The sequence below is a fragment of the Actinoplanes sandaracinus genome (assembly GCF_030009775.1).
GTDB lineage: Bacteria > Actinomycetota > Actinomycetes > Mycobacteriales > Micromonosporaceae > Actinoplanes > Actinoplanes sandaracinus.
Genome location: NZ_JASCTH010000042.1, coordinates 36,123 through 58,345, shown reverse-complemented (window position 1 = coordinate 58,345; position 22,223 = coordinate 36,123). Strand labels below are relative to the sequence as shown.

Below are 22,223 nucleotides of genomic sequence, written 5' to 3'. Positions count from 1 at the left end.
ATCACGCGGCCGTGGTCACTGCCGGACGCCGCGCAGGTAGAAGGCGAGCACCACCTCGGCGAGGCCCACGACCAGGCTGCCGATGCCGGTCATCAGCACCAGGGCGCCGAGCGACAGCGTGGGTGTGATGACGAAGACGGTTCCGGCCGCGATGGAGATCACGACCACGACCACGAGTACGGCACGCTGGGCGCCGTGGGCGGCAACGGCCGCCGGCACCAGGGCCAGCCCGCTGAGGATCCAGGTGGCCGCGAAGACGACTGCCAGCACGGCCAGGCCGGTGACCAGGTTCCGCACGCAGAACAGCCCGGCGACCAGCGACAGGAGGCCGACGACGCCGGACAGCAGGTGCCGGCCGACGCCGCCACCGGTGGGCAGGAACGCCACGATGATCCGGACCAGGCCGGAGAGCAACAGCCAGACGCCGGTGAGCGCGGCCATGATCCGCAGCGAGAGGTCCGGCCAGATCAGCACGGCGAGCCCGAGCGCCACCGCGCACAGGCCGGTGAGCAGAACGGTCCACCAGGGGAAGGGCAGCGAGCGTAGCTCGCCGGCGGTGTCGGGCAAGGTTTGCGCCGCGGTGTCGGTCATGGGCCCAGGCTGGGTGATGCCGGCATCCACCGGCATCACCCCGGGTGGGTGAGGCCGCTCAGATCAGTCCGGCCTGGCGGGCGGTGACCACGGCTTCACGCCGGCGCCCGGCGCCGAGCTTGCGATAGATCGACCGCATGTGCGCTTTCACGGTGTTCACCGAGATGCCCAGGTTCTTGGCGATCTCCGCCGCGGTCAGCACGGTGGGCATGAACTGCAGCACGTCCACCTCGCGTTCGCTAAGCGGTTCGACGGCCGGCGCTGAGGCGATCACCGGGATCTCGGCGGTGATCTCGCCGAGCACGCTGTCACCGGCGGCGCCGCGCAGTTCGGTGAGCCACTGCTGGCGCTCCGCCAGGACCAGCACCCGTTGAGCGTCGTAGGTGCGGAACGGCCGGCGGATCCGATCCGGCTCGGCGTGCGCCAGAGCCATCGAGAGAGCCTCGCTCGCCGCCGAGCTGCGGCCCTGGGTGTCGGCGGCGAGCGCGGTGAGGATCCAGGCGCCGACCGCGGAGACCCGGTCCGAGCCGTGCCGCACCGACTCCAGCAGACGTTCGGCGGCCGGCAGGTCGCCTCCGGCGAGGTGTGCCCGGGCCAGGCAGACCTGCTCGGCGGCGGAGAGGTCCGGCCGGCCGCCGTACCTCACCAGGACCGGTTCCGGATCGCCCAGCGCGAGCCGGATCTCCGCGCCCGCGAGGTCGAGCAGGCGGTCCAGCAGCGGGGCGGCCAGCGGCGGCCCGGCCTCGGTCCGCAGCTGGGTCAGCATCGCCCGGGCGCTCGCCGCCTCGCCGCGGTCCAGGGTGAGCCGCACCCGGATCAGACCGGCCACGATCGACAGAGCCGCTTCCGGGATCGCCCCCATGGCGTGCAGCCCGTGGCGCAGCGCATCCTCGGCCTCGGGCTCCCGGCCCCGCTCCGACTCGATCATCGCTTGAGCCAGGTAGGCCGGCGCGACCGCGATCCGGCCCCGCGCGTCGATCCGGCAGGCGATGCCGTCGGCCGCCGCCGCGTGCTCCGCGGCCTCCCGCAGCGCGCCCTGCTGAACGGCCAACTGGGCGAGCAGCGCCAGCGAGTTGATCTCGAAGATCGGGGATCTCGCGGTCCGGGCGGCGGTCACCGCCGCCCACAGGTAGCGGTCGGCCCGGTCGAAGCGGTCGCTCCAGAGCAGGGCGGCGCCCTTGTTGTTCAGCGTCATGGCCCGGTACTGCAGAAGTGACGGCGCCTGGTCCCAGGAGAGCCGGGCGAGGTCGCCGAGCAGGTCGGTGGAGGACCGGGCGAGACGCGGCATGTCGCCGTGCCACCGGGTGACCACGCTGGCCTCCAGAAGCGCGAGCGCCATGCTGACCTCGGAACGTGCCGCCTCGTCACGGTTCACGAGCAGGGCGCGGGCCAGAGCGAGGCGATGCGGCACCGCGGCGAGATCGCCCCTGGCGTAGGCGAGGAGGATCGCGCACACCGCGAGTTCGGCCGTCTCCGTGAGCCGCGCCGGCGGGATACGGCGGAGCACGTCGGTGAATTCCTGGCGGTCGGCGGAGCCGAACAGCGGCAGCCCTCGCCGGACGACGATCCGGCCGGCCAGATCCCAGTTCCCGGCCTCGATGGCATGGGTGAGGGCGGACAGCCCGTTGCCGTCCCGCTCGTACCAGCGTGCCGCTGCCAGGTGCAGTTCCGGCAGCGCGTCGGGCAACTGACGGGCGACGCGCCGTCGCAGTGCCGACCGGAAGAGCGGGTGGTACCGGAACCATCGGCCGGCGCCGGACCGCTCCACGAACATGTTCTCCCGGGTCAGGCTCTCCAGGGTCTCGTGGCCCCGCGATCCGCCGGTGACCGCGTCGGCGAGGTCCCCGCAGATCCGGTCCGTGATGCTGGTCTGCATCACGAACCGCCGGATGTCCGCGGGCCGTTCCGACATCACCTCCCGGATCAGGTAGTCCTCGACGATCTCGTCGGCTCCGGCCGGATCCGGGGTGTCGAAGGCGAGCCGCAGACCCGCCGCCCATCCCTCCATCCGCCGGACGATCTCGGCGAGCGTCCCCGGCGCCATGGTGCGGCCCCGGACGCCGAGCAGATCGGCGGCCTCGTCGAGGCGGAAGGCGAGATCCGCCTGGCGGATCTCGGTGAGGTCGCCGGTGACCCGCAGCCGGTGCACGGGCAGAGCCGGCGCCCGGCGGGAGATCAGCACGAATCGCAGCCGCTCGGAGAGATGCTGGAGCATCCCGCTGATGCCGCTGACGACCCGCCGGTCGGTCACCTCGTGCAGGCCGTCGAGAACCACCACCACCGGCGCCGACAGGCCGGTGACACCGGCGGCGAAGGCCCGGCGGAAGGCGGGCTCCTGCGCTACGGAGGTCGGTCCGCGGTCCGGGAAGGAACGTCCGGGCGGGATCGCGCCCGCGGTGCGAAGCGCGAGGATCAGGTCGGACCAGAACGCGTACGGGTCGTTGTGCTGCGCGTCGAGGGTGAGCCAGGCGACCGGGCCGGACAACGACCGGGCCACGGCCCATGAGGCGGCGAGCGCGGTCTTGCCCCAGCCGGGGCCGGCACACAGCAGCGTCGCCGCCCGTTGCACGCCGGTGTCGACGGCCGCGGCCAGCCGTGGCCGCCAGATCAATCCGGCCGGAAGCCGCGGTGGCACGGTGTGGACCACCGGAATCGACACGGCCGCGCGAACGCGTACATGATCTCGCATCTTGCCCCCAAAGACCCCGGAGGACATGCCGGTGGACACCGTCCGCGAAACGGTGACCCCGGCGGTGTCCATCGCTGTGAACGCCGTTCCCGGCCGAAACAATCACTAGCTTCGATGCACGGCCCTGCCGCCCGGGCCACCGTGCGCCCCACTTCGTCCCCCTCGGCGCCTCTCCGCCGCGGTGGACCGTCCGGATCCGCGCCGAGATCGTGGTGACCTCCGCGCTCGCGCCCACGGCCCGGTGGCACGGCGCCCTCAGATCAGGTGGAGCGACCGTGCCCGGCGCACGGCCTCGTTGCGCCGGGACGCGGACAGTTTGCGCAGGATGCTGCGGACGTGGGTCTTCACCGTGTTGACCGATACGTACATCGACGCGGCGATCTCCTCGGTCGGCAGCATCTCGGCCATGCCGCGCAACACGTCCAGTTCCCGGCGGCTCAGCCGCTCCACCACGACCGGGTCGGTGACCGCGGCCCCGCCTTCGGAAGCGGCTCCCAGCGACCGGTACTGCCACGCCAGCCGCTCGTCGTCGCGCAGCAGCTTGCGAAGCTCGCTCCACACCTGGTGCACCGGCCGGCGGTACGACTCCGGGGCCGCCACCCGCAGGGCTCTGCGCAACGACTCCCGGGCGCCGGGCGCGTCCTCACGCCCGGCCGCCAGCATCGCCAGCAGGAGCCAGGCGTCGAGAGCGACCGGCGCGGGAACCCCGGCGGCATCGACGACGGTGCGGGCCACCTCCTGCGCCGCGGCCGGCTGCCCCTGTGCCAGCAGAACCGCGGCCCGCGTCACCGCCGCGTCCGGGGTGGCCCGCTCGGGGCAGCCGGCCAGCAACTCGCCGGCTTCGCCCACCCGGCCCGCCGCGATCAGCAGGCGGGCCTGGTTCAGCCGGATCTCGCCGGTGAGCCACCGGGGCGCCCCGTCGCTGTTCTCACCGGCGGCGGCCAGCACGTCGACCGCCTGCCGCAACTCACCCCGGGTCTGCAGGCGGCGTGCCCGGACCAGCGCGAACCCGGTCGGCGCCGGGCCGGTGACCCCGGGCCCGCAGAGCGGCTGCGCGGCTCTCAGATGCCGGTCCGCGCTCTCGATCTCATAGCGCTCCAGCGCCACCCAGGCCAGTGCCACCTCGGCGGTCGCGGGCCATCGATCCCGGCCCAGCCCGCACCGGGTGGCCAGCTCGACCGCCTGGCGTCCGATCGTCTCGGCCCGGCCCAGCCGCCCGCGGTACGCCTCCAGCAGCGCCAGATGCTCCAGGCAGGACAGCCGCACGGCTTCGGCCCCGGGCAGCGCCGTCTCGGCCGCCTCCGCCAGCGCGCGGGCCGCCTCGTCGACCGATCCGCTGCCGCTGCGGGCCAGACCCTCGGCGGCGAGCAGCAGCATCCGCAGTTCGGGGTGCCGGGCGAGCCGGTGCTCCGGCGCCCCCTCGAGAAGGGCCTTGGCGGCCGGGGCGAGCTGGGCCACCTGCTCCGCTTCGGGCCCGTAGGGCAGCAGCAGCAACCGCATCAGCAGGCAGGCCAGGGTGAGCCCGTCACCGAACGCGCCGCCGCGCGCGCCGAGAAGCTTGCCGGCGTAGGTGAACTGTTCGGCCGCGCGGGAGTGGTCGCCGTCGCCGTACGCCAGCCCGGCGCGGATCAGCACCGCCTCGGGCGCCTCGAGGTGCTCGGGAAGCTGGGCGAAGAGCGCCCCCAGCCGTCCCGTGCTGCCCGCGATGACGAGGTCGCCGAAGGCGTAGTCGTCGATCACCATGCCGGCCGCGCCACCCCAGTCGCCGGCTCGTACCGCGTGCCCGGCCGCCTCGGTCAGGTGTCCCCGGGCGGCCAGCCACATCGCCGCCCGCTGGTGCAGCAGGGTGACCTCGTCCGGTTCACTCCAGGCGAGCTGGGCGCGCAGCAGTTCGGCGAACAGCTGGTGGTACCGGTACATGCCGGTGCCCGCGCCGACCGGCTGGACGAACGCGTTGACCCTGGTCAACTCGGCCAGCATGCGCGGCGCCGCGGAGTTGGCGGTGACCGCGGCCGCCAGCTCCGGGGAGAAGGTGCCCAGCATGCTGGTCTCCAGCAGGAAACGCCGGGTCTCCGGCGGTTGCAGGCGCAGCACCTCACCGACGAAGTACTCGGCGATGGTGGATTGGTCGCCGCTGATGGTGCCGACCAGGCTCCGCACGTCGGCGCTGCCCTGCAGAGCGCAGGCGCAGAGCCGGATCCCGGCGGCCCAGCCCTCGGTGCGTTCCAGGACGGCGGCCAGTTCAGGCTCGGCCAGGTCGACGCGGTGCAGGCGCATCAGGCGGTCCACCTCCGGCAAGGTGAACGCCAGGTCGGCGGTGCGCATCTCGTGCAACTGCCCGGCCAGGCGGTACCGGTACAGCGGCAGCGGCGGGTCCCAGCGGCCGGTGAGCACCACGCGTAACCGGTCCACGTGGCTGAGCAGGTATTCCAGCCCGGCCGCCCAGTCCCGGCCGGGAAGCTGGGAGGCTCCGTCCAGGATCAGCACGACCGGGCTGGGATGATCGGCGACGGCCGCCGCGAGACGGCCGAGGACGGCTCGGGTGACCACACCGCCGGGCACGACCGGGACCGGCACCCCCGCCCGGCGCAGCCCTTCGGACACGTAGGTCCAGAAGGTCGTCACCTGCTCGTCGCCCTGTTCCAGGGTGATCCACGCGACCGGCCAGTTCACCGCCCCACTGCGCGCCCAGGAGGCCAGCAGCTGCGTCTTGCCGCTCCCGGCCAGCCCGGTGATCAGGGTGACCGGGGCCTGGACGCCCTCGGTCACCCGGTCGAGCAGGGCGGGCCGGGCCACCATGAAGGGCGGGGCCGCGGGGACGACGAATTTGGAGGCGAGAAGGGAATTGTCCGGATCAGTGAACGCTTCGATGGGCACGCTGCGACCTCCGATGTCACCCCGTCTGATCTTCTCGTTCAGATTCGTCCGGGCGCAGAAGCCGCACATCGTCCGGATCGGATAGTCCGGCGACTTTCCGTGTCCGTCCTATTAACGGAGCGTCACAATATGTGATCCCCAGGCGGGCAGGTCGACGTAGAGCCCCGCCCCGGCGAGTTCGTCGCCGTCCCACTCGAAGACCCGGCCGTCCAGCAGATCGGTCAACTGCCAGGAGCGCCCGGCCAGCGCGGGCCAGGGCAGCTCGATCCGTGCCTGCGCCGAATGGTCACTGAAGTTGACCACGACCAGGTGGTGGGGCGCCTCGTCATGCCAGGCCCAGGCCAGCACGTCGCGATGAGACGGATTGTCCGGCCATCCCCGGGTTTCGAGCATCCGCCACTCCCCCCGCCGCACCGGCCCGGCCACCGCCAGCAGACGGCGGTAGAACGCCGCCAGGTCCGGGTCCGCGGGCTCGTCCGGGAAACGGGCCAGGAACACCGGCAGACGCGTACGCCTGCCGTCGAACTGCCCGTCGTGCCACAGGACGGCTCCCGGCAGGGTGGCGACGGCCACCGCCGCCGCCCGGCCCCGCCCGCCCGGCATCGTCACCGCCGCCCGAGGCTCGTCGTGGTTCTCCAGGAACCGGATCAGCCCGTCCTGGTAGTCCCGGTCCGCGGCGAGATGCTTGCGCAGCGACTCCGCGTCCTCATGCACCAGCCGGTCGTAGAGGCGCTTGTCGTAGCAGAAGTCGAAGCCTTGCCTTTGCAGCGTCCACTCCATGTCCCAGTACGCCTCGGCGATCAGCACCAGGTCCGGATGGCGGGCATGGACCCGGTCGAGGACGAACGGCCAGAACTCCTCCGCCGGAGCCGGCCCCACACTGGTGCCCCAGGTGCGGGCGAACACCTCGTTGGTGAGCAGCATCGCCATGTCGCAGCGGACGCCGTCGCACTGCTCCCCGATCTCGCCGAGCACCGCCGCCGTCGCCTCCCGCAGCCCGGCGTCGAAGGCGTTGAGCTGTGCGACGTCCGGCCACGGCGGGAAGTACGGATCCCGGCCGTGCGCGAGGACCCGCCCGGCCGCGGTGAACCAGCCCCGCGGGTCCCGGGCCAGGTCGGCCGGGGAGCCCTGCACGAACCAGCTCGGATGCTCGAAGGTCGCCACATGGTCCGGCGCCACGTGGTTCGGCACGTAGTCCAGCACCAGCCGGACGCCGCGGGCCCGCAATTCGGCCCGGGCCGCGGCCAGCCCGGCCGGGCCGCCCAGTCGCCCGTCGGCCCGGTAGCGGCGCACACAGTACGGCGAACCGACCACATCGGCCGGGCTCAGATCAGGCAACGCCGCCCGGAAGGAGTCCTGCAGCGACTCGTCGGCCCGCGCCACCGCCAGGCCGGCGGGGCTGCGCTCCCAGACGCCCATCAGCCAGACCGCGTCCACACCGGGCAGCGCCACCTCGTCCCAGACCTCGCCCGGCACGTCACCAAGGGTGACCTCACGTCCGTAACGCCGGCTCAGGCCGGTCAGCCACGGCCATGTGGAGATCTCGTAGATCGCCGGCGCCGACGGCCATCCGTTCATCGCTGATCGCCCCTTCCGGGCATCTCGTGCAGGACCCCGGTCATGCCGTGGTCCAGCAGGTCCACACCGGCCAGTCCGGCGAAGACGTTCGGGAAGACGGCGACCAGGCCGGTCCAGCCGGTCTGGTGGGCGGCGCCCAGGCCGGCCCCGTTGTCGCCGTGGAAGTACTCGCTGAAGGTGATGAGGTCGCGCCAGTGCTCGGTCGCGAAGATGTCCTGGCCGCCATAGCAGGGACGACGGCCGTCCGGACCGGGCAGGAAGATCCGGGTCAGCCGCTCGGAGATCTCCCGCGCCACCTCGAACAGCGTCATCTTCACCCCGGAACCGGTCGGGCACTCCACCGTGAAGTCGTCGCCGTAACCGACGTACAGGTTCATCAGGGCCCGGATCACCAGGGCGTTGGCCGGGAACCAGATCGGCCCGCGCCAGTTGGAGTTGCCGCCGAACATGCCGCTGTCCGACTCCGCCGGCTGGTAGGAGACCGTGTAGGTCCGGTTCGCCACCCGGAACTCGAACGGGTGGTCACGGTGGTGCCGGGAGAGCGAGCGGATGCCGTACGGGCTGAGGAACTCCTCCTCGTCGAGCAGCCGGGTCAGGATTCGCCGCAGCCGGCTCTCGTCGAACAACGCCAGCAGGTGCTCACCCTGCCGGCCCTGTGCCCGGCCCCGGGACAGCACCGAACTGACGCTGGGGTGCCGGTTCACGAAGTCCTGCACGCCCTCGATCAGCTGCGGGTAGCGCGAGGTCACCGCGGTCTCGTACACCGTGACCGCGGCGAGCGGAAGCAGCCCGACCAGGGAACGCACCCGCAGCCGTTCGGCGCGGCCGTCCGGCAGCCGGAGCAGGTCGTAGAAGAAGCCGTCCTCCTCGTCCCACATGGCGGCGCTGCCGGTCTCGTGGCCGACCGCGACCGCGATCCAGGCGAAATGCTCGAAGTACGTCTGCGCCTGTTCCAGGTAGACCGGATCCTGGACGGCCAGTTCCAGGGCGATCTGCAGCATGCTCTGGCAGTAGAGCGCCATCCACGCGGTGCCGTCGGCCTGGTCCAGGTAGCCGCCGGTGGGCAGCGGCGCGCTGCGGTCGAAGACTCCGATGTTGTCGAGACCGAGGAAGCCGCCCTGGAAGACGTTGTTGCCGTCGTGGTCCTTGCGGTTCACCCACCAGGTGAAGTTCTTCGACAGCTTGTGGAAGACGCCCTCCAGCCACGCGTGGTCACCCCGGCCGTTGCGGCTCTTGTCCAGCTCGTAGACCAGGTGGGTGGCCCAGGCGTGCACCGGCGGGTTGACGTCGCTGAAATTCCACTCGTAGGCCGGGATCTGGCCGTTCGGGTGCAGGTAGCGCCGGCTCAGCAGCAGGTCGAGCTGACCCTTGGCGAAACCGACGTCGACCATGGCCAGCGCGATCGACTGGAACGCCAGATCCCAGGCGGCGAACCAGGGGTACTCCCACGTGTCCGGCATCGAGATCACGTCGTGGCAGATCATGTGGAACCAGTCGCCGTTGCGGATGTCCCGCGCGGCCAGTGGGTCCCGGCCGTGCTCGGTGAGCCAGCGTTCGACGTCGTAGCCGAAGTACTGCTTGCTCCACAACATCCCGGCCAGCGCCTGCCGGGCCACCTGGCGCTCGGCGTCACCGAGCTGCGGGGCGAGCAGAGCGCCGTAGAACTCGTCGGCCTCCGCCCGCCGCCGGTCGACGACGGCGTCGAAGGCACGAGTGTCACCGGCGGCGCCGGTGAAGAGCTCGTCGCTGAGGCGGAACCGGATCGTGGCGGACCGGCCGGCCGGCACGTCGAGGCTGATGTCCGCGGCGGCCTTGGTGCCCGTGCCGGACGGGTTCACCGCACCGGTCTCCCCGTGCACGACGTAGCGGTCGAACGCGTCCTTCACGTAGGGCCCGGATCCGGCCGACTCGTTCTCGGTGAACAGCAGGGCGGGCCCGCCCAGCACGCCGAACCACCTGCTGCCGAGCCGGTGATGGACGGCTTCGGCGACGGAGAGCCCGGGCGTGCCGGGTCTCGCCCCCAGCACCGGCTTCGGTTCCGGGCGGTCCCGGGACCAGGTGTTGCGGAACCAGACGGTGGGCAGCAGGCGCAGACTCGCCGCCTCCGGGCCCCGGTTGTGCACCGTCACCCGCGCCAGGATGTCCTCCGGGCCGGCTTTCGCGTACTCGACGACCACGTCGAAGTACCGGTCCTCGGCGAAGATTCCGGTGTCGAGCAACTCGTACTCGAACTCGCCGCGGCCGCGTGCCCGGTTGGTGGCGACCAGATCCTCGTAGGGGAAGGCGGCGTGCGGATACTTGTACACCATCCGCTGGTAGGAGTGGGTCGGCGTGGCGTCGACGTAGAACCAGTGCTCCTTGGCGTCCTCGCCGTGATTGCCCTCGGCGTTGGTGAGGCCGAAGAACCGCTCCTTGAGGATCGGGTCGCGGCCGTTCCACATCGCCAGCGCCAGGCAGAGCGACTGCTGGTCGTCGCTGAACCCGGCGATGCCGTCCTCGCCCCACCGGTACGCCCGGGATCGCGCCGCGTCATGACTGAGGTGCTCCCAGGCGTCGCCGCCCGGGCTGTAGTCCTCGCGGACCGTGCCCCACTGCCGTTCGCTGAGGTACGGCCCCCACCGCCGCCATGGCGCGGCCGCGGTGTCGGTGTCGTGAAGGCGCCGCTGCTCGGCGCCGGTTTCCGTCTCGGTGATGGACATGCGGTCAGGCTCGGCCCCCCAGGCGCCTCCCACGTCCCCCGCCAGGGATGAAACGCGTTGATTTTGCTCGTATCCAGCCGCGCCAGGTGGCGTTGAGAGATTGTCATGCGCGTCGACCGGAGCACCCGATGACCGGGCAGGTGTCGCCGGCCACCCGACCGCGACGTCCCGTCCCCGCGCCTGTCAGGGACCGGTGACGAAAGAACGGATCTCCTTGGCGCACACCTGCGGCTGGTCCTCCGGCATGAGGGTGAAGCTGTCGGCGACCTCGACCAGGCCGCCTCCGTTCTCCGGGCGCATCATGGCGTTCTCCGGCCCCCACCGCACCAGAGCCGGTTTGGTGAGTCCGGCGAGCTTCCCGGCGGCTTCCACGTACTCGCCGCGGCGGGTGGCGCGGAGGTACTTGAGCAGGTCGCGGCGGATCTCGCTGGAACCGAGGGACGGCGCCAGCCAGGCGTCCATGATGCCGTCGGGCACCGGGCGCTTGACCATGAGACCGAAGTTGACCGAGCGTGGCCAGGCCACGCGAGCTGAGTCGGCGTCGGCGTTCATCGGCAGGCGATGCGCTCCGAGTGGGAGCTCGAGCACCACGCATCGGTGATCGGCTCGCAGGTCGGCGACCACGCTGCGCTTGTCCGTCGGCCTGTACGAGCCGTGGTTTCTGGTCGGAGGTCTGCTGTTCCTCGTGGCCACACTGCTCGTGACCGTCGACGCCCGCACTGACAAGGCCCTTGAGGACCAACGTTCGGAGAGTCCCGCTAAGCCGGAGAAGGCGGCAAGGTCGTCGCGGTTACGGGCGAGGCGGTCCATCGCGTGCACGAGGACGGTGCCGCCGTCGCGGACGAACGCGATCATCTCGTCGAGCTCGGGGCGGGTGGCGTTGGTGGGGATTGTGGTGTACTCATATCGGACGCGTGCTTCAAAGATGCCGGAACTGCCTACCCAGGTGGCGCCCGCCACCCTGCCCGACCGGCTGGCCCGATGGCAGCCGAGTCCCGGGACCGCCGTAGCGCCTCGACGGCGGCCGACGGGTCGTCGGCGAAGAACCGCAGTACGCGGACATGCTCGCGCCGCCCCAGCGGGCGTACCGCGACAACGGTCTCGGCGAGCTCGACGATCAGGTTGGTCTGGCTGTTCGCAGCCAAGACCAGGCAATCACCGTCCGTCGTCATCGTGCCGGTCTCGTTGTAGTTGCGCATGTGCTGCACCCCGGCGACGAGGTGACGAGGGATGCGCAGATCGAAGAACACGCCGTAGCGGAGGCGCAGCTCGTCTGCGGTGACGACGTGCGGGCGGGTGATGAGGCCAGCGATGACGGCCAGTGCGAACAGGACGCCGTACGCGCCTAGCGCGAGTAGCACTCCGCGCAGCACAGCCGGGGCGTCCAGCGCGCGCAGCAGGACCTCCACGCATACGAGCTCGACCACGCAGGCGAACAGGAACCCGGACATGAGCATCGTCTGCTCGCGGTGATACGACAGTGTCACGGCGCCCGGCGGCACCCCGTGTCGGCGACGACCGGCCCAGAGCATCAGGCTGACCATGCCCTTGACCTCGAAACCCATGACCCGCCGTACCTTCTCGGGCACGATCTGCTCGCATGCGCCGCGCAGCGCCGATCTGCGCCTGGCGCCGTCCTGCCGCAGAGCGCGGTAACGCCGCCACAGCACCGACGCCTCCAGCAGGAGAACTGTCAGCACGACCAGCTCGGCGGCAATGACGACCGGGCGGGGCAGCGCGACGCCGGAGACCAGCAGGACGACGAGCATCACCTCCGCCGGCAAAATCGCGAAAAGAGCCACTCGGGCGATCTTCAGCATCATGCGCGCTCCTTGAGCATCGTCACCATCAGGCGCAGCACCTCGACCTGGGCTGGGGCGAGTTCGGAGGTCATCAGGGCCAGCCAGTGGCTGGTCTCCGCCTGTTCGAGGCCGGCCACCATCGCCGCGGCCATCTCGGCGGGCAGATGGGCCGCGAACTCGGCGGCGAGCGCGGCGACCCGCGGATCGGACGGGTCCGCACCGGCAATCGCGTCCATCCGCGCGGTGAGGGCGTGGCCCCGGCCCCGCGCGTCCGATGCGGTGAGCGGCTGGAGCATCGCCATGATCTGTTCCCGGGCGGCCGGGTCGGCGCCGGTGTCGATCAGCGACAACATGTCGCGATCGAGCGCGGCGAACGCGGAGCCGGCGGGGTGGATGTCGTGCAGCAGGTCCCCCAGGTCGGGGGCGACCGTGGTGTCGAGGTTGAGGTCGGCCTCGGCCAGTAGCGCGGCCAGCCGGGCCCGGCGGGCGGCGATGGCGTCCTGCTGGCGGGCCAGGTCGGCGTCCAGATCGGTGAGCACCTCGCGCAGCTCGCGGCCCTGGTCGTCGGCGAGCACGTCGCGGATCTCATCGAGGGACAGACCGAGCTCGGCGAGGCGGCGGACCCGGGCGAGCAGGACCGCGTCGCGCAGCCGGTAGTCGCGGTAGCCGCCGGGGGTCCGCTCCGGCTCGGGCAGCAACCCGAGATGGTGATAGTGGCGCACGGTACGGGTGGTCACTCCGACCAGCGCGGCTAACTCGCCGATACGCATGGCCCCATTAGAGACGTTGACGTTACGTCAAGGTCAAGCCTCCCTGCCTCAGTCAGAGCGCGCTTGAGCTCCGGCTACCAGCCGTGAACAGCAGGTATCGGTCAGGCGTAGGGCGAACAGCGGGCCGGGGTGCGGGCGAACGGTGGCCTGGATGGTTTGTCCTGGCCTGCGGTGACGTCGACAGACGTCGACAACCAGTCCGAGTTCGGCCGGCTCGGTGAGTTCACCCCAGGCGTACACCGAGTTCGCCGCCCTGTCGGTCGACGGACCGTAGTGGTGCACAGAAGTGCGGTCAATAGTGCCGACCACCTCGGAAACTGACATCCGTTTCACCCGCAACCGCCGTCGGCACTATCCGATCGCGTTTGTCTCATGAGGCAAACGCGGTCTGGAGAAGGACGGCCGGCGCGAAGACACGAGGACGCCGCCCGGAGATCCGGGCGGCGTCCGGTGTGCCGGAACGTTCTACCGCTGCTCGCCGCCGTGCAGCGCCTCCTGCAGTTCGGCCTCGGTCTCCTTCGGAAGCGAGGACTTCAGCACCGTGCCGCCGAACCTGCTCAGCGATTCCACCGCCTTGTCCGGCGTGACCGACTCGACCACCAGGAACAGCGCCGAGGTGCCCGGCTGCAACTCCTCGCGGATCCGGTCCTGGAACTCCCGGTTGATGGCGCCCTTGGCGAGCTTGCCGGTCAGAGCCCCGAGGCCCGCGCCGACGGCCATGCCGAGAATCGGGATGAAGAACAGCATCCCGAACAACAGGCCCCAGAACATGCCCCAGGTGGCGCCTCCTCCCACCGCGTGATGGTTGGTCGTCACGTGGAACTTGCCCTCCCGGTCCCGGATGATCGTCGCGATCGCGTCCGGTTGGATGATCAGATCCCTTGCCAGGCGGTTCGCCTCCAGCGACGCCGCCGTCGCCGTGGTCTCGTCGGGATACCCGATGGCCACCAGAGTTGCCATGTCGTGCTCCTCTCCTACCTGCGAGTCCCGATCAGTCAGCCACGGCGGACATCGACGGTCCTCCCCCCGCAGGGGTGAACTCGCGATCGGTCGCCCGCCCGCTCATCCAGGCGGGGGGAGGCAGCGTCCCGGGTCGGCCCGGAAGGGTCGCCGGGAACCGTCCGGCACCGGCACAAGGGAGAAGTTATGCACGAGCACTATCAGATCCGGGTATACGGATTCCTCGGCCCGCTGCTCCGGATGGCGCTCGGTGGCCTGCGCCACCGGACCCTGCCGCGGCAGTGCACCATCCGCGGGAAGCTCACCGACGCCGACCTTCAGCGGTTGCTCACCCGGCTGGACCGGTCGGGTGTGGAGGTGATCTGCCTGCGCCGCGTGGCGGGTGTTTCATCCGCTGCGGATGGCGTGCCCGCCGACGCCCGGCCACATGATCGGTCCGCAACGTCGAATCCCCTGACTTGGGAGAGATCATGACCGACACAGAGGCGCGGCAGTCGTACGACGAGCCGTACGTGCCCTCCGGCCGGCGGCGGCCGAGCGGATGGGTGGGACTGGTGGTCTTCGCCGGCGTCATGCTGCTGATGCTCGGCTCCTTCCAGGCGATCGAAGGGCTGGTCGCCCTGTTCCGCGACGACTTCTACCTGACCACCAGCAGTGGTCTGGTGGTGCCGGTGGACTACAGCGCCTACGGCTGGACCCATCTCGGCCTCGGCCTGGCCGCGGTGGGCGCCGGGCTCGGCATCCTGGCCGGCCAGACCTGGGCGCGCGTGGTCGGCGTCGTCATCGCGGTGCTGAGTTCCCTGGTGAACATGGCGTTCCTTCCGGCCTATCCGATCTGGTCCACGATCGTGATCGTCATGGACGTACTGGTGATCTATGCCCTCACCGTCCACGGCCGTGAGATCAAGTACTGACTTCCGCCCGGCCGGGACCGAACGAGGGAGCGGTCCCGGCCGGTGCGGAGCATGACCCGCCTGGTGGTCCGGCAGCCGCGGCAGCACCTGCCGCGGCTTGCCGCACGCGCCAACGGCGCAGGCCCGGCCGGCCCGCCGGCTTTTCCCCGTGGCGTGCTGGTGTTGCTCGGCTCGGCATGCGCCGTGGTGGTGGTGGCCGGGCTGCGCGGCGTCGCCGAGCTGGTCGGGCCGGTGTTCCTGGCGTTGATGCTGGCCGTCACGGTCAGTCCGCTCACGGCCTGGCTGCGCCGGCGCGGCGCTCCGGCCTGGCTGGCCCTGACGGTCACCGTCACCACCGTTTACCTGGGGTTGTTCGCGCTCGGCGGGGCGCTGGCGATCTCGGTCGCGAGGCTGGTCGATCTCCTGCCGGAGTACCAGGCCCCATTCGTGGCGCTCCGCGACGATCTGGTGCGGACGCTCGGCGGGCTGGGCGTCGACGTGGAGCAGTTGCGGGGCGCGGTGGCGGGGGTGGACACCGGCTCCCTCGTGCGTTTCGCCGAGGCCCTGTTCGGCGGCGTGGCCGGGGTGTTCTCAAACGCCGTGTTCCTGCTCGCCGTCCTGCTGTTCATGTGCCTCGACACGGTGCACTTCCCGGCCCGGCTGCGGGCCGTCGCGCCCGAGCGGCCACAGGTGGTCGCGGCGCTGCGCTCGTTCGCCGGGGGAACCCGCAGCTACCTGCTGGTGTCCACGGTGTTCGGGCTGATCGTGGCGGTCTTCGACACGGTGCTGCTGTGGGGCCTGGGGATCCCGCTGCCGCTGCTGTGGGGGCTGCTGTCGTTCATCACCAACTACATTCCCAACATCGGCTTCGTCATCGGGCTGGTTCCGCCCGCGCTGCTCGGTCTGCTTGAGGGCGGGCCGGAGTTGATGCTGTGGGTGGTCGCCGTCTACTGCGGGGTCAACTTCATCATCCAGTCGGTGATCCAACCGAAGATCGTCGGTGACGCGGTGGGACTGTCCGCGACCGTCTCGTTCCTGTCCCTGGTGTTCTGGGCCTGGGTCCTGGGCGCGCTCGGCGCCCTGCTGGCCATCCCGCTCACGCTGCTCGCCAAGGGTCTGCTGGTCGACATCGACCCGTCGACCCGCTGGCTGAACGGCCTCCTCGCCGGCGGCCCACCCGCCGGGTCGCTCCCCCGGGATGAGGTGAGGGCGGACCGGCGGGGCCGACGATGACGGCGTCGGCAAACCAGAGGAGCAGTCATGACCACGTTCACGGTGTGGAAGTTCGACGAGCCCGACCGCGCCGAGCAGGCCGTCACCATCCTGCGGCATGCCGCCGCGGAAGGCTTGGTGAAGATCATCGACTACGCGGTGGTGGTCTGGCCGAAGGGCGCGGCCCAGGCCGCGACCCACCACCAGCACGAGAGCACGTGGCGGACCACCGGCTGGGGCGCCTTCTGGGGTGTCGTCATCGGGGGCCTCTTCCTGGCGCCGGTCGTCGGCGGCGCGGTCGGGGCCGGCATCGGCGCGCTGGTGCGGGCGACCGAGGGAACCGGCATCGACCGGGAGCAACTGGAGACCATCCGCGCCGAGGTCACCGAGGGGACGTCTGCGCTGTTCCTGGTCACCGAGAACGGCGATCTGGACCGCCTCGGCGAGCGTTTCCACGGCCTGCGCAAGTGGCTGATCGCCACCAACCTCACCGATGGTGAGCAGGAGATCCTTCTGGAGACCTTCGGCGGCGGCGGACGGCGGTGACCGCCATGCCCACCCACGCCGACCCGGCCGCGCGCGCCGCGGCCGGATCCGCCGCCCGCGACCGTCTCCCCCTGAAGCGGCTCGCCGAGTTCGTCCCGGCAAGCGGCCGGACCGACCCGGTGGCGCTGCTCACCGGACAGGAGGCCGGGCGCCTGCCGGAGCTGCTGCCGATCCGGCACGGCCGGATGCTGGCGTCCCCGCTGGCCTTCTATCGCGGCGCCGCCGTGATCATGGCGGCCGATCTGGCCGCCGCGGCCTCGTCCGGGCTGGTCGGGGACCTGTGCGGTGACGCCCACCTGGCCAACTTCGGGCTCTACGCCTCACCGGAGCGCCGCCTCGTCTTCGATCTCAACGACTTCGACGAGACGCACCCGGGGCCGTTCGAGTGGGACGTGAAGCGACTCGTGGCCAGCCTTGCCCTGGCCGGCCGGGCCAACGGGTTCAAACGCAAGGAACGGTCGGCGGTCGTGCTGGCCACGGCCCGCAGGTACCGCGAGGCGATGATCGACTTCGCGGCGATGCGGGAACTGGACGTCTGGTACGCGCGCGCCGACATCGATGAGCTGCGCGCGCGGGTCGGCCGTGAACTCGGCAGGAAACGCGGCAGGCGCCTCGCCCGGGCCGGGATCAAGGCACGCGCCCGGGACAGCCTGCACGCGTACCGCAAGTTGACCACGCTGGTGGACGGGCAGCGGCGGATCGCCGCCGACCCGCCGCTGCTGACCCCGGTCGGGGACCTGGTGCCCGACCTGGCCCGCAAGCACCTGGAGGACCAGATCCGCGAACTGCTGGCCGGATACCGCGACAGCCTCGCCGACGACCGGCGGCGCCTCTTCGACGCCTTCGAGTTCGTCGACATGGCCCGCAAGGTGGTCGGCGTCGGCAGCGTCGGCACCCGGTGCTGGATCGTCCTGCTCACCGGCCGCGACGACGGCGACCCCCTTCTGCTGCAGATCAAGGAGGCGGGACCGTCGGTCCTGGCCACCGCCGTGGGAGACGCGGAACCGCTCTGGGACAGCGACGGCCACCGGGTCGTCGCCGGCCAGCGGATCATGCAAGCGGCCAGCGACATCTTCCTCGGATGGCACAGCGTCGCGGGTTTCGACGGGCGCACCCGCGACTTCTACGTGCGGCAACTGCGCGACTGGAAGGGCAGCGCCGTGGTCGGCGCGATGGACCCGGCCGGGCTGGGCGCCTACGGCCAGCTCTGCGGATGGACGCTGGCCCGCGCCCATGCCCGCGGGGGCGACCGCATCGCGATCGCGTCCTATCTCGGCGGCGGCAACCGCTTCGAGCGGGCTCTGGTCACGTTCGCCGAAACCTACGCCGACCAGACCGAGACCGATCACGCCGCCTTCGCCGGAGCCGTCCGCGACGGCCGGATCGCCGCCGCGGACGGCATCTGACGCACACCGCCGACCACACGCCCCCGAGCTCTACCTCGGCCGGGGGCGTGCGGTCGCCGCGTCCGGAGGCTCCTCAGGCGACGAAGCCGGGATCAGCCGCGCGACGGCGCGCGATCACGGTCACCGCCACCTCGTACGCCGCCAGCAGGATCACGATGACCAGCAAGGACGTCCACGAGGAGAACGTCAGCGCGAGAATGGCCGCCACCACCAGGCCGGCCACGCGTACCGGATCGAGATGCCGGGCGATGAGACCCGGCCCGCGGGTCACCGCGAGGGCGCCGCCCGTTCGTGTCCGCCGCCACCCGGCGGCCGCCGCGCGCCGGGCCCCGCCCCGCAGCCGCACCGGGATCCGGCCCGGCCCCACCAGATAGGCGAGCAAGGCGATCGCCACACCGATCGCGATCATCTGAGCGCCGCGGTCCCGCAGCAGGCTGAACACGACGGTCATCGCCGCGTCCACGCCGTCGCGATAGGTTCCGGCGGGCACCGCGGCGATGATCTCCCGCCGGACCGCCCGCAACGCCACGGTGACGGCCACCGCGGCCACCACCAGCCAGACACCGAACTGGACGGCGGTGCGGCGTCGCCGCGGCGAGATCACGAACGCGGCCACCAGGAGCAGGATCGTCCCGGCGACGAAGAGCGTCAGGTAGCGCTTCGCGGCCGCGACACCCTGCTGCGCCTCCCACAACCGCCCGGCATCGTAGACGGTGAACTGTGCGAAGTTCGCCGGCAGGGTCACCCCCAGCGCCTCCTCCACCCGCAGCCGAAGGTTCTCCGGGATGGCGCCGCTGCTGAGGTCCGGCAAGGCGATCTGTTTGCCGAACAGCGTCGGCAACTGGGCGCTCAACTCCCGCAGCACCTGGTTGATCAGCGGCAGCAGGTCGATCTCGACGCGGTCCTCCCGGGCCGTGACCACCGCGCTGGTGCCCTCCACGACGGCGAGGATCCGCTGGTGAAGCTGCCGGTTCAGGTCGACCCAGATCGCTGCGAAACGGTCGCTGCCGAGCACCCTGGCCACGGTCGCGCGGACCTGGCCGCGCAGTTGGCCGGTGATCGGCCCGGCCACGAACGCCGCCTGCTCGGGCAGCACGGCGCGCAGCCGCTGCTCGACGTCGAGCACCCGGAACACCTCGGCGGTGGCGTACTCGGCGACCGCGGCATTGACCCGAGGGTCCTGAGGAAGCGGCGCCACGGTCGCCACCCACCGATCGGTGTTCAGTGTGGTCCGCGCCGCCCACAGCCCGACCACGCTGGTCACCAGCGCGAACGCGGCGAGGACGGCGAGAACGGCGGCGACGGCCCGGCGGACGGCGGCGCCGCCCACCCGCTTGGGCGGCCGGGCCTCCAGCCGGGCACGCAGCGCGGCGACCTCGGCACGCAGGCGCTCCAGCTCGTCGTTCTCCGGAACGCCCGGCGCACTCGCGTGCCCGACCGTTGGTGACGGGGACGGCGGGATCGTCATCGTGTCCTCCTCGCAGGCGCTCACCGGCCTGCGCCGACGCTTGTCGAAGCGGCCCTCCGCACGCCTCATCCGGCGCGGATGAAGCCGCCCCGCACGGGAGACCCGGCGTGATCGGTGCGCGAGGTTCATCCCCGGCGGATGACGTGCTCCACCGCGCTCGGCGAGCAGGCTGAGCACATGGCATTGGGCCCGCTGGAACTCATGGTGTTGTCGTTTCCTGCGAACCGGCTCGGTGACGGCGTCCGTGCGACGCTGGACCGGCTGGTCGTCGCAGGCCAGATGCGTATCGTCGACGTGCTCGTGATCCGCACCGACGCGGCCGGCGGAGCGTGCGCGGTGGAACTGAGCGAACTGGCGTGCCTGCGTGGCGATCCGACCGGAATGGCCCGGCTGGCCAGCGGACTGATCACCGAATCGGACATCGACGAGGTGGCCGGGATGGTCGACAAGGACACCGACGCTCTCGCCGTCCTTCTGGAGCACCGCTGGGTTCAGGACCTGGCCGGCCCGGTAGCCGCCTCCGACGGCAGCATCGTGGCCCTCACCCACATTCCCGGCGTGCCCTGGCACAGCCGTGTCCCGGCCGACCGTCTGACCACCACGATCAAAGGAGTGCGATGAGCAGGAGATCCAATGCCCGGCAGCGCGCGGTCGCCGCGTACGGCGTGCTGCGTGGCCGCCCGCCCCGCCCCGACTACGGGATCCTCGTGGTGCTGCCGCTGGTCGCGGCGGCCGGCGGGGCTCTGATCGGGCTGGGCGTGGAGACGGCGGTCAGCAACCGCCGGCACAGCCAGAGCGTCACCGGCTGAAGGGGGAGGCATGGAACTGGAGGAGATGGGACCCATCGACTACCTGTGCGTCGAGTTCCCCGAGGGAACACTGCGAGGCACCGCGTTCCCGCTGCTGTTCGACCTGGTGGAACGGAAGATCATCCGGGTGCTGGACATCCTGTTCGTCCGCCACGAGACGAACGGCGAGGTGACCGTCCTGGAGGATCAGGAGGTTCAGCGCAGCGGCATGGGAGTGTTCCACGGCGCGTCCTCGGGCATGCTCGGCGGCGACGACCTGCGGGAAGCGGCCACGGTGCTCAAGCCCGGCTCCGCGGCGGTGATCCTGGTCTACGAGAACACGTGGGCGGCTCCGCTCGCGGCCCGGTTGCGGCGCAACGGGGCACAACTCGTCGCCGGCGGGCGCATTCCCGTACAGGCGCTGCTCTCCGCTCTTGACGACAGTGAGCCGAAGGCCGCCCGCGCGGTCCCGGCCACCGGTGGGAGGTGATCGACGATGCCCGGTCTTCTCCGGGGCATGGCCCGGACCGCGGTGATCGCGGGAACCGCGACAGCGGTCTCCCACCGCGTGTCGCGCCGCCAGATGGGCCGCTGGTCCCGTCAGTCCGAGGACCAGCAGGAGGAGTACGCGGAGCCGGCGCCCGCCGAGCCGCGGCCCGACCCGACGTCGGCAAGACTCGACCAGCTCCGCCGGCTCGGTGAGCTGAGAACGCAGGGCGTCCTCACCGACGCCGAGTTCGAACAACAGAAGACGCGCATCCTCGCGTCCTGAGACCCGCGCCGGTCGCCGTCGTGCATGCCCGCCACGGTGGCCGGTGCGCCTCGTCGTGGCCGATATGACGGGCCGCCCGGCTCATCGATGAGCCGGGCGGCCCTGTTCACGCGTGCAGTGCCAGGGCGGGTGTGGTCTCGGCGGCCAGAGCGGCCACGAAACCGCCGGTGGGACCGTGCTGCCGCCAGAGCCGGCGCTGGCGCTCGGCGCCGGTGCCCTCGCGCCGCAGCCGCTCGACGCCGGCGTAGACCTCGCCGGTGTCGCCGCTCCCGTCGAGCTGCGGGGTGATCTTCGCCAGCAACCGGGCCACGTCCTTCCCCATGCGGCCACCGCCGCGCGCGACGCTGAGCAGATCCGCGCTGACTCGAGCGTCCGGGGCGGGGACCACTTTCATGCGCTGCCGGACGTCCTCGATCAGGGTGCCGATCAGTGCCCGGGTCACACCGGCGAAGAGCAGCGTGTCGTCGACGCTGAGCCCGGTGTCGGCGACACGGACCTCGATGGTGGGGTAACGGGAGGAGAGGCGGGCCAGGAAGTAGATCCCGGACGCGTCGAGGGCCGCGCCCGACGCGACATGTGAGCGCACCTCGGCGTCGTACCGTGCGGCGCTGGCCCACACACCGGGCGGCCGGAAAGTGGGCCAGCACAGCTGGGTCCGGTATCGGTGACTGGACCATCCGGTGTCGCCGGCATCGGCGACGGGTGAGTTCACGGTCAGCGCCAGCAGGGCCGGCAGCCAGGGCCGGATGCGGGTGAGGACCGCGGCGGCGAGTTCCCGGTCGGGCACGCCGATGTGGACGTGGCAGCCGCAGGTGGCCCCGGCCCGCGTCGCCTCCGGGAAGAGGTGGGCGAGCCGCCGGTAGCGGTCGCCGTCGGTGAGCGCATCGATCGGGCCCGCCCGGAACGGCGGCGACCCGCTGGCCACCAGGTGGACCCCGGCCCGGTCGGCGGCCCGGGCCGCGATCAGCCGCAACCCGGTGAGCTCCTGGCGCAGCTCGTCGAGCCCGGTGCAGACCGACGTGGCGGTCTCCACCTGGTAGGCCATGTACTCCGGCTTGATCCGGTCGTCCCCGCCGGTGTGACGGACCACGGCGGACGCCTCCGGCGCCACCGCCCCGTCCGGATCCAGTAGTAGGAACTCTTCTTCGACTCCCATGGTCAGCACCTGTCGA

Annotated in this window: 20 protein-coding genes and 1 pseudogene; 9 read left to right on the top strand and 12 right to left on the bottom strand. The window is 71.6% G+C overall.

What is annotated here, in order from left to right:
* Positions 1-15: 15 nt before the first annotated feature.
* The 10 genes and pseudogenes from QLQ12_RS47275 to QLQ12_RS42320 all read right to left on the bottom strand — a co-directional run bounded on the left by QLQ12_RS47275 (position 16) and on the right by QLQ12_RS42320 (position 13,966).
* Complete coding sequence (locus QLQ12_RS47275; protein ID WP_407651702.1) at positions 16-591, bottom strand: HdeD family acid-resistance protein; 576 nt, start codon at positions 589-591, stop codon at positions 16-18.
* A gap of 58 nt (positions 592-649) precedes the next feature.
* On the bottom strand, positions 650-3,280 hold the full coding sequence (locus QLQ12_RS42360) for a LuxR C-terminal-related transcriptional regulator (RefSeq protein ID WP_282766714.1): 2,631 nt from the start codon (positions 3,278-3,280) through the stop codon (positions 650-652).
* Positions 3,281-3,535: 255 nt separating this feature from the next.
* Positions 3,536-6,157, bottom strand: coding sequence for a LuxR C-terminal-related transcriptional regulator (locus QLQ12_RS42355; RefSeq protein WP_282766713.1), 2,622 nt, complete (start codon positions 6,155-6,157; stop codon positions 3,536-3,538).
* Positions 6,158-6,268: 111 nt separating this feature from the next.
* Complete coding sequence (locus tag QLQ12_RS42350; RefSeq protein ID WP_282766712.1) at positions 6,269-7,735, bottom strand: alpha-amylase family glycosyl hydrolase; 1,467 nt, start codon at positions 7,733-7,735, stop codon at positions 6,269-6,271.
* Entirely contained in the window at positions 7,732-10,434 is a 2,703-nt protein-coding gene (locus QLQ12_RS42345) for an MGH1-like glycoside hydrolase domain-containing protein (protein WP_282766711.1), read from the bottom strand. Before QLQ12_RS42345 ends, QLQ12_RS42350 begins: the two co-directional genes overlap by 4 nt.
* A 183-nt stretch (positions 10,435-10,617) precedes the next feature.
* Positions 10,618-11,022, bottom strand: coding sequence for a hypothetical protein (locus QLQ12_RS42340; RefSeq protein ID WP_282766741.1), 405 nt, complete (start codon positions 11,020-11,022; stop codon positions 10,618-10,620).
* A 195-nt stretch (positions 11,023-11,217) separates the two neighbouring features.
* Positions 11,218-11,394 (bottom strand): annotated as a pseudogene (locus tag QLQ12_RS47270) (recombinase family protein); the annotation flags it as partial.
* Positions 11,373-12,257, bottom strand: coding sequence for a hypothetical protein (locus QLQ12_RS42330; protein ID WP_282766710.1), 885 nt, complete (start codon positions 12,255-12,257; stop codon positions 11,373-11,375). The pseudogene QLQ12_RS47270 and the gene QLQ12_RS42330, both read right to left, overlap by 22 nt.
* Positions 12,254-13,006, bottom strand: a complete 753-nt coding sequence (locus QLQ12_RS42325; protein ID WP_282766709.1) for a MerR family transcriptional regulator — start codon at positions 13,004-13,006, stop codon at positions 12,254-12,256. Before QLQ12_RS42325 ends, QLQ12_RS42330 begins: the two co-directional genes overlap by 4 nt.
* A 465-nt stretch (positions 13,007-13,471) precedes the next feature.
* Complete coding sequence (locus QLQ12_RS42320) at positions 13,472-13,966, bottom strand: DUF1269 domain-containing protein (protein ID WP_282766708.1); 495 nt, start codon at positions 13,964-13,966, stop codon at positions 13,472-13,474.
* A gap of 186 nt (positions 13,967-14,152) precedes the next feature.
* On the opposite strand from QLQ12_RS42320, the gene QLQ12_RS42315 reads away from it, so the two are divergent.
* Genes QLQ12_RS42315 through QLQ12_RS42295 form a run of 5 tightly spaced genes read left to right on the top strand, consistent with a single transcriptional unit; the run spans position 14,153 to position 18,023 of the window.
* A complete protein-coding gene (locus QLQ12_RS42315; protein ID WP_282766707.1) occupies positions 14,153-14,440 on the top strand; it encodes a hypothetical protein in 288 nt (95 codons plus the stop codon).
* Positions 14,437-14,880, top strand: coding sequence for a DUF7144 family membrane protein (locus QLQ12_RS42310; protein WP_282766706.1), 444 nt, complete (start codon positions 14,437-14,439; stop codon positions 14,878-14,880). Before QLQ12_RS42315 ends, QLQ12_RS42310 begins: the two co-directional genes overlap by 4 nt.
* Positions 14,881-14,931: 51 nt before the next feature.
* Positions 14,932-16,092, top strand: coding sequence for an AI-2E family transporter (locus QLQ12_RS42305; RefSeq protein ID WP_282766705.1), 1,161 nt, complete (start codon positions 14,932-14,934; stop codon positions 16,090-16,092).
* Between the two features lie 27 nt (positions 16,093-16,119).
* Positions 16,120-16,617 carry a DUF1269 domain-containing protein gene (locus QLQ12_RS42300; RefSeq protein WP_282766704.1) on the top strand — a complete coding sequence of 166 codons (498 nt, stop codon included), beginning with the start codon at positions 16,120-16,122 and terminating at the stop codon, positions 16,615-16,617.
* A 5-nt stretch (positions 16,618-16,622) separates the two neighbouring features.
* Positions 16,623-18,023 (top strand): DUF2252 domain-containing protein, encoded by a 1,401-nt coding sequence (locus tag QLQ12_RS42295; protein ID WP_282766703.1) that lies wholly within the window; start codon positions 16,623-16,625, stop codon positions 18,021-18,023.
* A gap of 73 nt (positions 18,024-18,096) precedes the next feature.
* Here the strand turns inward: QLQ12_RS42295 and QLQ12_RS42290 are convergent, their stop codons facing one another.
* Complete coding sequence (locus tag QLQ12_RS42290; protein WP_282766702.1) at positions 18,097-19,491, bottom strand: hypothetical protein; 1,395 nt, start codon at positions 19,489-19,491, stop codon at positions 18,097-18,099.
* 138 nt (positions 19,492-19,629) lie between these two features.
* Here QLQ12_RS42290 and QLQ12_RS42285 point away from each other — a divergent pair, with 138 nt between their 5' ends.
* Genes QLQ12_RS42285 through QLQ12_RS42270 form a run of 4 tightly spaced genes read left to right on the top strand, consistent with a single transcriptional unit; the run spans position 19,630 to position 21,051 of the window.
* Positions 19,630-20,112 carry a DUF6325 family protein gene (locus QLQ12_RS42285; RefSeq protein WP_282766701.1) on the top strand — a complete coding sequence of 161 codons (483 nt, stop codon included), beginning with the start codon at positions 19,630-19,632 and terminating at the stop codon, positions 20,110-20,112.
* Positions 20,109-20,300, top strand: coding sequence for a hypothetical protein (locus QLQ12_RS42280; protein ID WP_282766700.1), 192 nt, complete (start codon positions 20,109-20,111; stop codon positions 20,298-20,300). The genes QLQ12_RS42285 and QLQ12_RS42280 overlap by 4 nt, the downstream gene beginning before the upstream one ends.
* 10 nt (positions 20,301-20,310) lie before the next feature.
* Positions 20,311-20,769: a DUF6325 family protein gene (locus QLQ12_RS42275; RefSeq protein WP_282766699.1), complete on the top strand. Its 459-nt coding sequence runs from the start codon at positions 20,311-20,313 to the stop codon at positions 20,767-20,769.
* Positions 20,770-20,775: 6 nt separating this feature from the next.
* On the top strand, positions 20,776-21,051 hold the full coding sequence (locus QLQ12_RS42270; RefSeq protein ID WP_282766698.1) for an SHOCT domain-containing protein: 276 nt from the start codon (positions 20,776-20,778) through the stop codon (positions 21,049-21,051).
* Between the two features lie 106 nt (positions 21,052-21,157).
* Here the strand turns inward: QLQ12_RS42270 and QLQ12_RS42265 are convergent, their stop codons facing one another.
* A complete protein-coding gene (locus QLQ12_RS42265) occupies positions 21,158-22,207 on the bottom strand; it encodes a carboxylate-amine ligase (protein WP_282766697.1) in 1,050 nt (349 codons plus the stop codon).
* Positions 22,208-22,223 lie beyond the last annotated feature (16 nt).

Bases quoted from the DNA above. Each gene is read 5' to 3' on its own strand.
- QLQ12_RS47275 (WP_407651702.1), bottom strand. From the start codon at position 591: ATGACCGACACCGCGGCGCAAACCTTGCCCGACACCGCCGGCGAGCTA.
- QLQ12_RS42360 (WP_282766714.1), bottom strand. From the start codon at position 3,280: ATGCGAGATCATGTACGCGTTCGCGCGGCCGTGTCGATTCCGGTGGTC.
- QLQ12_RS42350 (WP_282766712.1), bottom strand. From the start codon at position 7,735: ATGAACGGATGGCCGTCGGCGCCGGCGATCTACGAGATCTCCACATGG.
- QLQ12_RS42345 (WP_282766711.1), bottom strand. From the start codon at position 10,434: ATGTCCATCACCGAGACGGAAACCGGCGCCGAGCAGCGGCGCCTTCAC.
- QLQ12_RS42330 (WP_282766710.1), bottom strand. From the start codon at position 12,257: ATGATGCTGAAGATCGCCCGAGTGGCTCTTTTCGCGATTTTGCCGGCG.
- QLQ12_RS42325 (WP_282766709.1), bottom strand. From the start codon at position 13,006: ATGCGTATCGGCGAGTTAGCCGCGCTGGTCGGAGTGACCACCCGTACC.
- QLQ12_RS42320 (WP_282766708.1), bottom strand. From the start codon at position 13,966: ATGGCAACTCTGGTGGCCATCGGGTATCCCGACGAGACCACGGCGACG.
- QLQ12_RS42315 (WP_282766707.1), top strand. From the start codon at position 14,153: ATGCACGAGCACTATCAGATCCGGGTATACGGATTCCTCGGCCCGCTG.
- QLQ12_RS42310 (WP_282766706.1), top strand. From the start codon at position 14,437: ATGACCGACACAGAGGCGCGGCAGTCGTACGACGAGCCGTACGTGCCC.
- QLQ12_RS42305 (WP_282766705.1), top strand. From the start codon at position 14,932: ATGACCCGCCTGGTGGTCCGGCAGCCGCGGCAGCACCTGCCGCGGCTT.
- QLQ12_RS42300 (WP_282766704.1), top strand. From the start codon at position 16,120: ATGACCACGTTCACGGTGTGGAAGTTCGACGAGCCCGACCGCGCCGAG.
- QLQ12_RS42295 (WP_282766703.1), top strand. From the start codon at position 16,623: ATGCCCACCCACGCCGACCCGGCCGCGCGCGCCGCGGCCGGATCCGCC.
- QLQ12_RS42290 (WP_282766702.1), bottom strand. From the start codon at position 19,491: ATGACGATCCCGCCGTCCCCGTCACCAACGGTCGGGCACGCGAGTGCG.
- QLQ12_RS42285 (WP_282766701.1), top strand. From the start codon at position 19,630: ATGACGTGCTCCACCGCGCTCGGCGAGCAGGCTGAGCACATGGCATTG.
- QLQ12_RS42280 (WP_282766700.1), top strand. From the start codon at position 20,109: ATGAGCAGGAGATCCAATGCCCGGCAGCGCGCGGTCGCCGCGTACGGC.
- QLQ12_RS42275 (WP_282766699.1), top strand. From the start codon at position 20,311: ATGGAACTGGAGGAGATGGGACCCATCGACTACCTGTGCGTCGAGTTC.
- QLQ12_RS42270 (WP_282766698.1), top strand. From the start codon at position 20,776: ATGCCCGGTCTTCTCCGGGGCATGGCCCGGACCGCGGTGATCGCGGGA.
- QLQ12_RS42265 (WP_282766697.1), bottom strand. From the start codon at position 22,207: ATGGGAGTCGAAGAAGAGTTCCTACTACTGGATCCGGACGGGGCGGTG.